We start from the raw sequence: 12,218 nt of genomic DNA on the forward strand, positions 1-12,218 counted from the left end.
GCGCGGATTAGGCTTTGCCCCCCGGCGCCCGGATGGGATAGGCCGGGGGCATGAACTTCGACATGATCTATGCAGGCGGAGTCCTGCTCTGCCTGCTCGCCATCCCCGCCCTGGTCTCGGCCTGGGCGGACCGGCGTCTGCCCTCGGTCTCGGCCTTCTCCATCTGCTGTGGCGCGGGAATGGTGGCCTGGGCCTACCTCGACGACCCCGAGCGCTATGCGCCGCGCAATCTGCCGGATGTCTTCATCCGCGTTCTGGCCGAGGTGCTGCGCGCCATTTGACGTCGCGGGCAGCGGGCCATTTGCCCCGCTTACCCCTTGCCAAAAGGCGAATCCGCCCATATACGCCCGATCTCTACCTGCGCGGCCGGCCGACGAGGCATGCCGAGTCGCGTGTAATTCTCATAAGAGGAGACGAAAATGCCCAAGATGAAGACCAAGTCGAGCGCCAAGAAGCGCTTCAAGGTGACCGGGACCGGCAAGATCCTGGCTGGTCAGGCCGGCAAGCGCCACGGCATGATCAAGCGCTCCACCAAGTTCATCCGTACCGCACGCGGCACGACCACCCTGTCGAAGGCTGATGAGCAGATCATCAAGCCGATGATGCCCTACGCCCGCAAGAAATAAGGAGGTCGCAGTATGTCCCGTGTTAAAGGTGGTACCACGACCCACGCCCGTCACAAGAAGGTCATCAAGGCAGCAAAAGGCTACTACGGCCGCCGCAAGAATACCTTCAAGGTCGCCCGTCAGGCCGTCGACAAGGCCAACCAGTACGCAACCCGTGACCGCAAGAACCGCAAGCGCAATTTCCGCGCCCTGTGGATCCAGCGGATCAACGCAGGTGTGCGTGCGCATGACGAAGCCATGACCTACTCGCGTTTCATCAACGGTCTGACCCTGGCCGGCATCGAAGTGGACCGTAAGGTTCTCGCCGACCTGGCCGTCAACGAACCCGCAGCTTTCGCCGCGATCGTCGACCAGGCCAAGGAAGCCCTGGCCGCCTAAGCGACCGGACCTTCCGAGAGACAGGAAACCCCGCTCCCATCGGAGCGGGGTTTTTTCGTGCCCGCGCCATGGCCTCTGCCCAGCCCGCGCCGCCGGCCCATGATCCTTGCATTCCCGTCCACCTGTGGTAACCCCGTCGCGGTCTGCGAACGGAGGCGGTGATGGACGATCTGAAGGCGAAATATCTTGGGCTCATTTCCGGCGCGGAGAGCGAATCCGCATTGGAAGAGCTGCGCGTTCAGGCCGTGGGCAAGAAGGGCGAGATTTCCCTCAAGATGCGCGAACTGGGCAAGATGACCCCGGAAGAGCGCCAGGTGATGGGCCCGAAGCTCAACGCCCTCAAGGACGAGATCAACTCCGCCCTTGCCGCCAAGAAGGCCGGCCTGGCCGATGCGGCGCTGGATGAGCGCCTGAAGGCCGAATGGCTGGACGTCACCCTGCCGACCCGGACGCAGCGCCAGGGCTCGATCCACCCGGTCAGCCAGGTCTGGGAAGAATGCACCGCGATCTTCGCCGACATGGGCTTTGCCGTGGCCGAAGGGCCGCAGATCGAGACCGACTGGTACAACTTCGACGCCCTGAACATCCCCGGCCACCACCCCGCGCGGGCCGAGATGGACACCTTCTACATGCACCGCGCAGAGGGCGACGACCGTCCGCCCCACGTGCTGCGCACCCATACCTCGCCCGTGCAGATCCGCTCGCTGGAGGCCACTGGCGCGCCGACGCGGATCATCTGCCCCGGCCGCGTCTACCGCGCCGATTACGACCAGACCCACACGCCGATGTTCCACCAGGTCGAGGGCCTGGCCATCGACCGCGATATCTCGATGGCGAACCTGAAATGGGTGCTGGAGGAGTTCTTCTCGGCCTATTTCGGCACCAAGGTGAAGACCCGCTTCCGCGCCTCCCACTTCCCCTTCACCGAGCCTTCGGCCGAGGTCGACATCCAGTGCTCCTGGGAGAACGGCACCGTGAAGGTGGGCGAGGGCGACGGCTGGCTGGAAGTCCTGGGCTCCGGCATGGTGCACCCCAAGGTGCTTCAGGCAGGCGGGATCGACCCGAACGAGTGGCAGGGCTTCGCCTTCGGCATGGGCATCGACCGGATCGCCATGCTGAAATACGGCATCCCGGACCTGCGGGCGTTCTTCGACAGCGACCTGCGCTGGCTGAGGCACTACGGGTTCAGCGCGCTGCAGGTGCCGACGATCCGCGGCGGGGTTTGACCCATGGGCGAGGCAATCACGGTTTGCGAGAGCATCTGCCGTGATTTCTCGCTGATTTGGTTCTTAGAGCCCAAGCCCTTTCAGGCGCTGCTGACGCTTCTTGCGGCGCTTATTGCTTCTCTTACCGCTCTCTACATCGCTATTTGCGTCTATCCCCGTCAGAAGTCACTGGATCAAAAGCTTGAAGCTGCGCGAGAGGCTCGCACCGTTTGTCTGCTAGTGCATCAAAGCTACTATGACCTGCACAAGAGGATCTTCCTTTTAGGGCGCCCTTCGAGCCCTTTAGGCAATAAGTCAGGAGAGTTCCGCGACCTTCGACAGGAAGTTGAACGTGTCGTGGAAGAAATTCAGATAGAGGCGGACTTCGCTTTCTCCCAGCTGAAAGTGGTCGCTTCCGCTCGAGTTGTCGCAGCAGGGAGCCTCCTGTTTGACCGCTTCTGGAAGTTTTCAATTGGGCTCCAGGCTAACAAAAAGGTGCTCAGTCTAGCCAGCGAGGTCGAGGCGCAGGTCTTGATGAGAGCACTCGCGTCTTCAGCATTTAGTGGTTGGGGAGACGATTTTGACGGGTTTATTGAAGCTGTCAGAGCTGAATATGGCCTAAGTCAGCACAGGCCGTCTCGATGACTCCCAAGGCCAACCTCCTAACGCGGGGGGGCGGTCGGGGGCTGGCCGGGCCTCAAGCGTCCCGGCTGGGGCATAAGTTCGACGTTCCACTCTCCCTGCTCTGAGCCCCCGTTCCTGCGCGCTTCTGCCCAAGGGGGGAACTCCGGGAGACACCCCCACAAACCACGCCACCTTGCGCCCTCCCCGCCAAACGGGTCAATCTGACCGCGACACAACCGGGAGCCGTCCCATTTCCAACCCTCCCCAGATCAGCTTCACCTTCGGTGACAGCGAAGCGCTCTGTTCTGAACTGATCGCCTTAGTGCGCTCGGGCGCCAAGACCGCGACCTGCGGCGCATTGCGCGACTTCGGTGAGGGTGGCGAGGCGATGCCCGTGGTCGGGCGGCGGGACATCGCGCTCAACTGGGATGGCACCCCGGCGCTCGAGATCGAGACCGTCGAGGTCTTCACCTGCCGCTTCGACGAGGTGAGCGAGGATTTCGCCCTGGCCGAGGGCGAGGACGAGAGCCTCGCGGGTTGGCGCGCCGGGCATGAGGCTTATTTCACCCGCAACGGGGGGTTCTCCCCCGACATGATGCTGGTCTGCGAACGCTTCCGCGTGGTCCGCGACCTTGCCGAAGGAGACCCCGATGCCGCTCTTCCACCACAGTAACCGCGAACGTAATGCAGAGACCCGGCGCATCTATGCGCTCTTCGAGATCGTCTACACGCTGGTCGATTTCATGGCCGCGATCTGCTTCATCATTGGTTCTGTGATGTTCTTCTACGACAGCCTGATGAGGGCGGGCACCTGGCTCTTCCTGGTGGGCTCCTTCCTCTTTGCCGCCAAGCCCACCCTGCGCCTGGCGCGGGAAATCAAGCTCTGGCGCATGGGCAAGCAAGAGACCCTGGCGGAGCGGCTGCACGGAGAGTGAGGCCGGCACCCGCGCGCGCTTTTCGCTTGCTTGTGTACCTGTATGGGTGAAGAAACCGTCTTATTACGGATAAGTATTTAAGACAGGTGACGGCAATGCGCAGGGAGTCTCTGGCGCGGGGCATATTCGAGCGGCTTGCAGGCGGGGCCACGGCCTCTGGGCCTATCCCGGTCTTCGGCACCGGGTGGAGGGCGGCATGATCCTTCTGACCTCCGGCCAGCGACGCGGCCGCTCTCTTGACATGCAAAGGCACCTGGCGCCGCTCGGCGTGACGCTGGATGCGCGGGGGTTCTCTTCGGACCTGGTGGCGGATGCCGATGCGCTGCTGCCCACCGAGGGGGCCGAGATCTGCTACCTGAACACGGTCTACCCCGAGCTCTCCGGCAAGAAGTACCTGGCCCCTGATCCCGCGACCTACCGGCTTTGCGAGGACAAGCGCGCCCTGGTCGAGCATCTGGCCGAGGCGGGCTTCGGCGCCTACCTGCCCCTGCCGCGCGAGGACGCGCCGGTGCTGCGCAAGCCGCGGATCGGCACTGGCGGGAAGCACGCGACGGAGTGCAGCTTCGACGAGGTGGGGCAGGGCGACCAATGGGCCTGGCAGCGCCGGGTCGAGACCGACAGTGAATATGCAGCGCATATGCTGGTCGATGCCGCGGGCGAGATCCGCATGGCCCGCCAGGTGCGCTATGCGCATCGGCCCGGACTGATCCGCCGCGGCCTGCGCGACGGCCAGGGCCAAGTGCAGGCGCTGCCGCAGGCCCATGCGGCGGTCTTCGCCGCCATGCTGCGCCACATCGGCTTTCGCGGTTTCTGCTGCATCGACTACTTCGTCGAGGAGGGTGCGCCGCTGGTGCTGGAGATCAACGGCCGCATCGGCGCTTCGCTGATGCGCATGGCGGGACCCATGGCGCAAGCCTACCTTCAGGCGCTCGATCCCGCAGCCACCGCGGCCTGGCCGGCGCCGGTCTGGCCCGCGCAGGTCCGCCAGAATGTTCGCCTGCGCGACCGGCTTGCGCGGCTGCGCCGACACCAGCCCGCCGGGCAGCCGGTCTGAGCGCCACCCGATTGCCGCGGCGCCGGGCGTTCCCGGCGCGTGGCTCTCGACAAATCCCCGCTGATGCGCAACAAGCCCACCGACGGCTCAGTCTGCTGAGCGCAAGGAACAAAGGGGACCCGCGATGAAATTCACCCTCTCCTGGCTCAAGGAGCACCTCGACACCCAGGCGTCCCTGGACGAGATCCTGGAGGCACTCACCGACCTCGGTCTCGAGGTCGAAGAAGTCGCGGATCCGGCCGCCAAGCTGAAGGGCTTCAAGCTGGTCAAGGTCCTGGAAGCCGAACAGCATCCCGATGCCGACAAGCTGCGCGTCTGCCGCGTGCAGACCGACGAGGGCGAAACCCAGATCGTCTGCGGCGCCCCCAATGCGCGCGCCGGCATCACCGCCGTGCTGGCCAAGCCGGGCATGTATATCCCCGGTCTCGACATCACCATCTCGGTCGGCAAGATCCGCGGCGTCGAAAGCCACGGCATGATGGCCTCGGAGCGCGAGCTGGAGCTCTCGGACGAGCACAACGGCATCATCGAGCTCGAGGGCGGTGAAGTCGGACAGGAGTTCGCCGACTGGCTGGCCCAGAACGATCCGGTGAAGGTCGATCCGGTGATCGAGATCGCCATCACCCCGAACCGTCCCGATGCGCTTGGCGTGCACGGCGTGGCCCGTGACCTCGCGGCCCGTGGCCTTGGCACGCTGAAGCCCCTGGCCGAGGTCTCGGTGGCCGAAACCGCCGGCCCGTCGCCGATCAAGGTCACCATCGACGAGAGCGCCAGGGACGGCTGCCACACCTTCGCCGGTCGCCTGATCAAGGGCGTGAAGAACGGGCCCTCGCCCGCCTGGCTGCAGGACAAGCTGCGCGCCATCGGGCTGCGCCCGATCTCGACCCTGGTCGATATCACCAATTACTTCACCTACGACCTGAACCGCCCGCTGCACGTCTTCGACGCGGCCAAGGTCTCGGGCGACCTGGTGGTTCACCGCGCCAGGGGCGGAGAAGAGCTGCTGGCGCTGGACGAAAAGACCTACACCATCCCCGCCGGCGTGCTGGTGATCTCGGACGACAAGGGCGTCGAGAGCATCGGCGGCATCATGGGCGGTGAAGAGAGCGGCTGCACCGAGGAAACCACCGATGTCTTCCTGGAAGCGGCCTTCTGGGACTTCATCTCGATCGCCGAGGGCGGCCGGGCGCTGAAGATCAATTCGGACGCGCGCTACCGCAACGAACGCGGCATCGACCCGGCCTTCAACCGTGAAGCCCTGGACCGCGCCACGGCGCTGATCCTCGAGCTCTGCGGCGGTGAAGCCTGCGAGGCCGTGGTGGCAGGCGAAGCCCCCGACGTCTCCCGTGCCTACAAGCTGGATACCGCGCGGTGTTCGTCCCTCGTCGGCATGGATATCCCGGCGGAAGAGCAGCGCGCGACGCTGGAGCGCCTGGGCTTCGTGATGGAAGGCGACATGGCCCATGTGCCCTCCTGGCGCCCCGATGTGCAGGGCGAGGCCGACCTGGTGGAAGAAGTGGCCCGCATTGCCTCGCTGACCAAGCTCGAGCCCAAGCCCCTGGCCCGTGTGGCCCCCGGTGTGCCGAAGCCGATCCTGACGCCCTTGCAGAAGCGCGAGCAGGTGGCACGGCGCACGGCGGCGGCCCTGGGATACAACGAATGCGTGACCTACAGCTTCATCGACAAGGCCTCGGCCGAACTCTTCAACGGCGGCGATGACGCGACCATGGTGGCGAACCCGATCTCCTCCGAGATGAGCCACATGCGCCCCGCGCTGCTGCCCGGCCTGCTGCAGGCCGCGGCCCGCAACCAGGCGCGCGGCATGACCGACATGGCGCTCTTTGAAGTGGGCGCGGCCTGGCACGGCGGTGAGCCGGGCGAGCAGCATTTGCAGGTCTCGGGCATCCTCGTCGGTCAGACCGGCCCCAAGGATGTCCATGGCGCGTCCCGTCCCGTCGATGTCTTCGACGCCAAGGCCGATTGCGAGGCGATCCTGTCGGCCATCGGTGCCCCGGCCAAGGTGCAGATCCTGCGCGAGGCGCGTGAGTGGTGGCACCCCGGTCGCCACGGCCGCATCTGCCTTGGCCCGAAGAAGATGCTGGCCGTCTTCGGAGAGCTGCACCCCAAGGTGCTGGCCGCAATGGACGTGAAGGGCCCCGTCGTGGGCTTCACTATCTGGCCCGCCGAAGTGCCCCTGCCGCGCAATGCGGATGCCTCCAAGGGCGCGCTGATCCTCAACGACCTGCAGGCGGTCGAGCGTGACTTCGCCTTCGTCGTTGACGAAAGCGTCGAGGCGCTGGCCCTGGTCAACGCCGCCTCCGGTGCCGACAAGGCGCTGATCGAGGACGTGCGGATCTTCGACGAGTTCATCGGCGGCAGCCTCGGTGAGGGCAAGAAGAGCCTGGCGATGACCGTGCGCATCCAGCCGAAGGACGCGACTCTGAAGGAAAAGGAGATCGAGGCGATCTCTGCTAAGATCGTCGAGAAGGTCCAGAAGGCCACCGGCGGCACCCTGCGCGGCTGACGGTGTGCGGCGCGCTCTCCCCTGCGGGGGAGAGACGCCCCGCCCGCCGTCCCGTCCAACTGATCAGAAGGGACGCGCCATGAGCGCCGATGAAGAATACGTCTACGACGAAGTGTCCGGTGAATGGATGCCGGCCTCGGAACTGGCGGCCCGCGACGCGGTGCAGGTGGTGGACGCCCAGGGCACGCCGCTTGCCGATGGCGATGCGGTGGTGCTGGTGAAGGACCTCAAGGTGAAGGGCGCGGGCACGACGCTGAAGCAGGGCACCCTGATCAAGACCATCCGCCTGACCGACAACCCCGAGGAAATCGACTGCCGCCACCCCGAAATCCGCGGCCTCGTGCTGCGGACCGAGTTCGTGAAGAAGAGGTAAGCCCATGCTGAACGTCTACCTGTCCGGCGAGATTCACACCGACTGGCGCGAACAGATTACCGAGGGCGCCTCGGATCTGCCCATCAGCTTCGACGGCCCGGTCACCGACCACGGCGCCTCGGACGATTGCGGCGTTGCGATCCTGGGCGCGGAAGAAAACCCCTTCTGGCATGATCACAAGGGGGCCAAGGTCAACGCGATCCGCACCCGCATGGGGATCGAGCAGGCCGATGTGGTCGTCGTGCGCTTCGGCGAGAAGTATAAGCAGTGGAACGCGGCTTTCGACGCGGGCTATGCGGCGGCGCTCGGCAAGTCCCTGATCGTGCTGCACGCGCCGGAGCATCGTCACGCGCTGAAGGAAGTCGACGGTGCAGCCCTCGCCGTGGCCGAGACGCCTGAACAGGTCGTGCAGATCCTGCGCTACGTGCTGACCGGCAAGCTCCCCGCCTGAGGCAGCCGACGAACGCCTCCGGCGGGAGTATTTCCGGCCTTGTGATGAACTTGGGGGCGGTGCCCGGAGGGGCTCCCTCCTTTCCCGCCGAGGGCATGGCACGCTCCTGATAGAGAAGGAGGGAGCCTTGCAGGCACCCTCGCAACTATCATCACCAGGCTGAAAGTACTCCGGGGGTGAATTGAGCCGAAGGCTCAAGAGGGGGCAGAGCCCCCTCCGCCCCGCTCTCCGTCACCGCGTGACGTTTCAGCCGTCGCGCGCCGGGATGTTCTTGCCCTTCTCTACCGCGGGACGGGCATAGAAGCGGTCGAGGTAGGGCTGCAGGTTCGGGAAGCTGTCCCATTCCAGAACCTCGCGGGCGCCGTAGAACTCGATCCCGTTCAGCCAGGGAACGATCGCGATATCGGCGATGGAATAATCCCCCGCCACCCAGTCGCGGCCTTCCAGTGCACCGTTCAGCACGCCGAGCAGGCGCTTGGCCTCGTTGATGTAGCGCTCACGCGGGCGCGGGTCCTCGATCTCGGCGCCGGCGAACTTGTAGAAGAAGCCGAGCTGACCCAGCATCGGGCCGAGACCACCCATCTGCCAGAACAGCCACTTCTGGACCTCGTATTTGCCGGGGCCCTCCGCTGGCATCAGCTTGCCGGTCTTCTCGGCCAGGTAGACCAGGATGGCACCGCTTTCGAAAAGACCGATGGGTTTGCCGTCGGGGCCGTTCGGGTCGATGATCGCCGGGATCTTGTTGTTGGGGTTGAGCGAGAGGAACTCGGGGCTCTTCACGTCGGCATCGGCGAGGGTGACCTTGTGCGCCTCGTAAGGCAGGCCCAGCTCTTCAAGCGCGATGGACACTTTCACGCCGTTCGGTGTGGGGAAGGAATAGAGCTGGATCACCTCCGGGTTTTCGGCGGGCCAGCGGGTATTGATCGGGAAATCCTCGGGAAACATGTCTCTCTCCTGTTGCGCAGTTACCCCGATATAGAGCCTACCCGAGGTCAAAGAACCGCCACGGCGCCGGAAAACATGGATTTCCCTGTGCATCAGCGCAGAATGAACCCGCATGTAGTGAGAATGCGAGGACAGTGATGTTAAAAGAGTTTCAGGCCTTCATCGCCAAGGGCAATGTCATGGACATGGCCGTCGGCATCATCATCGGCGCGGCCTTTACCGCGATCGTGCAATCCATGGTCAAGGACCTGCTCAACCCGTTGCTCGGGCTGATCGTCGGCGGGCTCGACTTTACCAACAACTTCATCGTCCTCTCGGGCGAGGGAAGCTACGACAGCCTGGCCGCCGCGCGCGAGGCCGGGGCCGCCGTCTTCGCCTATGGCGCCTTCATCTCGGCGGTGATCAATTTCCTCATCGTGGCCTTCGTGGTCTTCATGCTGGTGCGCTATGTGAACCGGGTGAAGGACCGCCTGACCCGCGAGGCCGAGCCCGAGACCCCCGCCGAGGCCAAGCCCGCCGGCCCCACCCAGCTGGATGTGCTGCTGGAGATCCGGGATACGCTGAAGAAGACCGGCTGAGGCGGCGCAAGCCGCCGGATAGCTTCGCTCAAGGAAAGGCCCTTCGGACCGGCGGGCCTTTCTTGCGTGCGGGGCCGAGGGCGCATGGCCTTGCCTCCCCCCGATTGGGCGCGCCTCCAGGCCCCCAGAAGGCCGCCGACAGCCAGTCGGACGATCGAATCCCGTGCGAAACCTCGGTCGCGAATGCAGCCCCGGTCTTTTCCTTTCTCTCGTCCTGTGGTTCTTGGGGGCCGGCCCTGCCGGGGATTGGCTCTGCGCGGGTCTTCAAGCCGGGAGCAGCCATGGCGCTCGATCAGCTGGACCGTTCCATTTTGCGGGTGCTTCAACGAAGCGGCCGGGTCTCCAATGCCGAGCTGGCCGAAAAGGTCGGCCTGTCGCAATCCGCCTGCCACAGGCGGGTGCAACGGCTCGAGGCCGAGGGCTATATCCGCGACTACGTGGCCCTGCTGAATGCCCGCAAGATGCAGTTCGCCACCACGGTCTTCGTCGAAATCGGCCTGTCGGGGCAGGCGGATGAGCTGCTCGAGGCCTTCGAGACCGCCGTCAGCCGTGTTCCCGAGGTGCTGGAATGCCACCTGATGGCCGGCACGGCGGATTACCTGCTGAAGGTGGTTGCCGAAAGCTCGGAGGACTTCGCCCGCATCCACCGCCAGAGCCTGGCCCGGCTGCCCGGCGTGCAGCGGATGCAAAGCTCCTTCGCCCTGCGCACGGTCTTCAAGACCACCGCCCTTCCCGTCTGACCCCACCGAGAGGCCCCTCATGAGCAAGCTAGCGATCACCTACTGGGGCGGCTCCGGCACCATCACCCTCGTCGCCCGTGCCATCGCCGGTGGCGCCGCCGAGGCGGGGGCCGAACCCTACCTGGTCGATGTCTCGGACCTGGGCGCGGTGGACTGGGCGCTGCTGGAAGAGGCGGGGGCGATCCTCATGGGCTCTCCGACCTACATGGGCGGCGTGGCGGCGGGCTTCAAAGCCTTCATGGACATCAGCGGAGAGACCATCTGGTCCGAGCGCCGCTGGAAGGACAAGCTGGCGGGCGGCTTCACCTGCGGCATTCAGCAGGCGGGCGACAAGCTGGCCACCCTGCAGGCGCTGTCGGTCTTTGCCGCGCAACACGCCATGCTCTGGGTCGGGCAGGAGGCCATCGGCGCCCCGGTCTTCCCCGAGCGCGTCGGGCTGAACAGCTCAGGCACCTTCCTTGGGCTGGCGGTCGAACGTGCCCTGGACGGGCAGCTGAGCGCCGGCTGCGACGCCTCGGCGCGGCTCTACGGCGCAAGGGTCGCGGGCGCGCTCAACCGCTGGGGCTGAGCCGGGACAAAGAAAAACCCCCGTGGCTGGGCCTCGGGGGTCGTATTCTCGTGTCGGGTCTTCCGTGGGAAGACGAAGCCTAAGGCAAAGTCCTCAGAGGAGGCCTTCGCGCTGTGCTTTCTTACGCGCCAGCTTGCGGGCACGACGGATAGCTTCAGCTTTCTCGCGCGCTTTTTTCTCGGACGGCTTCTCGAAATGTTGCTTGAGCTTCATTTCGCGGAAAACGCCTTCGCGCTGCAGCTTCTTCTTCAGGGCACGGAGCGCCTGATCGACATTGTTGTCGCGAACACTAACCTGCATGTGGTTGTCACCACCTTCCTAAGTTAAAGTTGCATAAGTTGCAGGAGGTGGCCTCTTAGCAAGGCCCGCCCTATTTGTCCAGAAGGAGAGGGCCGAAGCGGTCCTCCAGACTGGTGCCCGGACCCGGTTTCGTCAGATCGGGCCTGATCCGGGGCCCAAAGCGCCCCCGGCGCCTGGAAAGGAGAGCACGATGACAGAGACTTTTGCGTCCCCCGGCGAATCGGATCCGTCCGCCGCCGAACGGCTTCTGGAAGCGGCCTGCGCCCATGTCCCCTTCGATGGCTGGAGCGAAACCACCCTGCGCGCCGCCGCAGAGGAGGTCGGTATTTCCCCCGCTCTGGCCCGCGCGCTCTATCCGCGCGGTGCGGTGGACCTGGCGCTGGCCTACCACCGCGCGGGCGATGCCGAGATGGCCCGCCTCTTCGCCGAGGAGGCCGCGTCCGGTGCCCACGAGGCGCTGCGCTATTCCGAAAAGGTGGCCCGAGCCGTGCAGCTGCGGCTCGAGATCGCGGACAAGGAGCTGGTGCGCCGTGGTGCCGCGCTCTTCTCGCTGCCGCAACATGCCAGCGACGGGGCCGGCGCGGTCTGGGGCTCTGCCGATGCGATCTGGAATGCGCTCGGCGATACCTCCGACGATATCAACTGGTACTCGAAGCGGGCCACGCTCTCGGGCGTCTATGGCGCGGTGGTGCTGTTCTGGCTGGGCGATGATTCGCTGGGCCACCAGGCCAGCTGGGAGTTCCTCGACCGCCGGATCGGCGACGTGATGCGCTTCGAGAAGGTGAAGGGGCAGGTGCTGGCCTCTCCGCTTGGCAAGCTGCTCGAGAAGGGGCCGCTGTCGGTGCTGGGACGCGTGCGCGCGCCGCAGCGGGACGCGGACCTGCCCGGCCACCAGAAGGCCTGAGCCACCTTGGCTC

The 12,218-nt window shown here is 65.4% G+C and carries 17 protein-coding genes; 15 read left to right on the forward strand and 2 right to left on the reverse strand.

Annotation, left to right across the window (positions count from 1 at the left end; all coding sequences use genetic code 11):
* Window positions 1–50: 50 nt before the first annotated feature.
* The 11 genes from CRO50_RS04125 to CRO50_RS04175 all read left to right on the forward strand — a co-directional run bounded on the left by CRO50_RS04125 (window position 51) and on the right by CRO50_RS04175 (window position 8,170).
* Entirely contained in the window at window positions 51–281 is a 231-nt protein-coding gene (locus CRO50_RS04125; RefSeq protein ID WP_097144581.1) for a hypothetical protein, read from the forward strand.
* A 138-nt stretch (window positions 282–419) separates the two neighbouring features.
* Entirely contained in the window at window positions 420–626 is a 207-nt protein-coding gene (rpmI, locus tag CRO50_RS04130) for a 50S ribosomal protein L35 (RefSeq protein WP_097144582.1), read from the forward strand.
* 12 nt (window positions 627–638) lie between these two features.
* Entirely contained in the window at window positions 639–1,004 is a 366-nt protein-coding gene (gene rplT, locus CRO50_RS04135) for a 50S ribosomal protein L20 (protein WP_097144583.1), read from the forward strand.
* Window positions 1,005–1,165: 161 nt separating this feature from the next.
* The gene (pheS, locus tag CRO50_RS04140; RefSeq protein ID WP_097144584.1) at window positions 1,166–2,230 is read left to right on the forward strand and encodes a phenylalanine--tRNA ligase subunit alpha; all 1,065 of its coding nucleotides are present in this window, start codon (window positions 1,166–1,168) and stop codon (window positions 2,228–2,230) included.
* Window positions 2,231–2,233: 3 nt separating this feature from the next.
* The gene (locus CRO50_RS04145; protein ID WP_097144585.1) at window positions 2,234–2,854 is read left to right on the forward strand and encodes a hypothetical protein; all 621 of its coding nucleotides are present in this window, start codon (window positions 2,234–2,236) and stop codon (window positions 2,852–2,854) included.
* Window positions 2,855–3,083: 229 nt separating this feature from the next.
* The gene (locus CRO50_RS04150) at window positions 3,084–3,506 is read left to right on the forward strand and encodes an ASCH domain-containing protein (RefSeq protein ID WP_097144711.1); all 423 of its coding nucleotides are present in this window, start codon (window positions 3,084–3,086) and stop codon (window positions 3,504–3,506) included.
* Complete coding sequence (locus CRO50_RS04155) at window positions 3,484–3,768, forward strand: YrhK family protein (RefSeq protein WP_097144586.1); 285 nt, start codon at window positions 3,484–3,486, stop codon at window positions 3,766–3,768. Before CRO50_RS04150 ends, CRO50_RS04155 begins: the two co-directional genes overlap by 23 nt.
* A 196-nt stretch (window positions 3,769–3,964) precedes the next feature.
* Entirely contained in the window at window positions 3,965–4,822 is an 858-nt protein-coding gene (locus CRO50_RS04160; protein ID WP_097144587.1) for an ATP-grasp domain-containing protein, read from the forward strand.
* A gap of 124 nt (window positions 4,823–4,946) precedes the next feature.
* Window positions 4,947–7,346, forward strand: coding sequence for a phenylalanine--tRNA ligase subunit beta (pheT, locus tag CRO50_RS04165; protein ID WP_097144588.1), 2,400 nt, complete (start codon window positions 4,947–4,949; stop codon window positions 7,344–7,346).
* Between the two features lie 79 nt (window positions 7,347–7,425).
* Window positions 7,426–7,719, forward strand: a complete 294-nt coding sequence (locus tag CRO50_RS04170) for an alkylphosphonate utilization protein (RefSeq protein WP_097144589.1) — start codon at window positions 7,426–7,428, stop codon at window positions 7,717–7,719.
* A gap of 4 nt (window positions 7,720–7,723) precedes the next feature.
* Window positions 7,724–8,170, forward strand: coding sequence for a YtoQ family protein (locus CRO50_RS04175; RefSeq protein WP_097144590.1), 447 nt, complete (start codon window positions 7,724–7,726; stop codon window positions 8,168–8,170).
* Between the two features lie 246 nt (window positions 8,171–8,416).
* On the opposite strand, the gene CRO50_RS04180 is transcribed toward CRO50_RS04175, so the two are convergent.
* Window positions 8,417–9,115 carry a glutathione S-transferase family protein gene (locus tag CRO50_RS04180; RefSeq protein WP_097144591.1) on the reverse strand — a complete coding sequence of 233 codons (699 nt, stop codon included), beginning with the start codon at window positions 9,113–9,115 and terminating at the stop codon, window positions 8,417–8,419.
* Window positions 9,116–9,252: 137 nt separating this feature from the next.
* Here CRO50_RS04180 and mscL point away from each other — a divergent pair, with 137 nt between their 5' ends.
* The 3 genes from mscL to CRO50_RS04195 all read left to right on the forward strand — a co-directional run bounded on the left by mscL (window position 9,253) and on the right by CRO50_RS04195 (window position 11,001).
* Window positions 9,253–9,693, forward strand: a complete 441-nt coding sequence (gene mscL / locus CRO50_RS04185) for a large conductance mechanosensitive channel protein MscL (RefSeq protein WP_097144592.1) — start codon at window positions 9,253–9,255, stop codon at window positions 9,691–9,693.
* 281 nt (window positions 9,694–9,974) lie between these two features.
* Window positions 9,975–10,433 (forward strand): Lrp/AsnC family transcriptional regulator, encoded by a 459-nt coding sequence (locus CRO50_RS04190; RefSeq protein WP_097144593.1) that lies wholly within the window; start codon window positions 9,975–9,977, stop codon window positions 10,431–10,433.
* 19 nt (window positions 10,434–10,452) lie between these two features.
* Window positions 10,453–11,001: a flavodoxin family protein gene (locus tag CRO50_RS04195; RefSeq protein WP_097144594.1), complete on the forward strand. Its 549-nt coding sequence runs from the start codon at window positions 10,453–10,455 to the stop codon at window positions 10,999–11,001.
* A gap of 93 nt (window positions 11,002–11,094) precedes the next feature.
* On the opposite strand, the gene rpsU is transcribed toward CRO50_RS04195, so the two are convergent.
* A complete protein-coding gene (gene rpsU / locus CRO50_RS04200) occupies window positions 11,095–11,301 on the reverse strand; it encodes a 30S ribosomal protein S21 (RefSeq protein ID WP_005614280.1) in 207 nt (68 codons plus the stop codon).
* A gap of 190 nt (window positions 11,302–11,491) precedes the next feature.
* Between rpsU and CRO50_RS04205 the strand changes: the two genes are divergently transcribed.
* Window positions 11,492–12,205: a COQ9 family protein gene (locus CRO50_RS04205; protein ID WP_097144595.1), complete on the forward strand. Its 714-nt coding sequence runs from the start codon at window positions 11,492–11,494 to the stop codon at window positions 12,203–12,205.
* Window positions 12,206–12,218: the final 13 nt, after the last annotated feature.

Origin of the sequence: Pseudooceanicola antarcticus, from assembly GCF_900215355.1 — a bacterium.
GTDB classification, from domain to species: Bacteria; Pseudomonadota; Alphaproteobacteria; order Rhodobacterales; family Rhodobacteraceae; genus Pseudooceanicola; species Pseudooceanicola antarcticus.

Coding starts and splice junctions, on each gene's coding strand:
- pheT (WP_097144588.1), top strand. CDS start 4,947: ATGAAATTCACCCTCTCCTGGCTCAAGGAGCACCTCGACACCCAGGCG.
- CRO50_RS04155 (WP_097144586.1), top strand. CDS start 3,484: ATGCCGCTCTTCCACCACAGTAACCGCGAACGTAATGCAGAGACCCGG.
- mscL (WP_097144592.1), top strand. CDS start 9,253: ATGTTAAAAGAGTTTCAGGCCTTCATCGCCAAGGGCAATGTCATGGAC.
- CRO50_RS04125 (WP_097144581.1), top strand. CDS start 51: ATGAACTTCGACATGATCTATGCAGGCGGAGTCCTGCTCTGCCTGCTC.
- CRO50_RS04195 (WP_097144594.1), top strand. CDS start 10,453: ATGAGCAAGCTAGCGATCACCTACTGGGGCGGCTCCGGCACCATCACC.
- CRO50_RS04145 (WP_097144585.1), top strand. CDS start 2,234: ATGGGCGAGGCAATCACGGTTTGCGAGAGCATCTGCCGTGATTTCTCG.
- rpsU (WP_005614280.1), bottom strand. CDS start 11,301: ATGCAGGTTAGTGTTCGCGACAACAATGTCGATCAGGCGCTCCGTGCC.
- pheS (WP_097144584.1), top strand. CDS start 1,166: ATGGACGATCTGAAGGCGAAATATCTTGGGCTCATTTCCGGCGCGGAG.
- CRO50_RS04160 (WP_097144587.1), top strand. CDS start 3,965: ATGATCCTTCTGACCTCCGGCCAGCGACGCGGCCGCTCTCTTGACATG.
- CRO50_RS04175 (WP_097144590.1), top strand. CDS start 7,724: ATGCTGAACGTCTACCTGTCCGGCGAGATTCACACCGACTGGCGCGAA.
- CRO50_RS04170 (WP_097144589.1), top strand. CDS start 7,426: ATGAGCGCCGATGAAGAATACGTCTACGACGAAGTGTCCGGTGAATGG.
- CRO50_RS04190 (WP_097144593.1), top strand. CDS start 9,975: ATGGCGCTCGATCAGCTGGACCGTTCCATTTTGCGGGTGCTTCAACGA.
- rplT (WP_097144583.1), top strand. CDS start 639: ATGTCCCGTGTTAAAGGTGGTACCACGACCCACGCCCGTCACAAGAAG.
- CRO50_RS04205 (WP_097144595.1), top strand. CDS start 11,492: ATGACAGAGACTTTTGCGTCCCCCGGCGAATCGGATCCGTCCGCCGCC.
- CRO50_RS04180 (WP_097144591.1), bottom strand. CDS start 9,115: ATGTTTCCCGAGGATTTCCCGATCAATACCCGCTGGCCCGCCGAAAAC.
- rpmI (WP_097144582.1), top strand. CDS start 420: ATGCCCAAGATGAAGACCAAGTCGAGCGCCAAGAAGCGCTTCAAGGTG.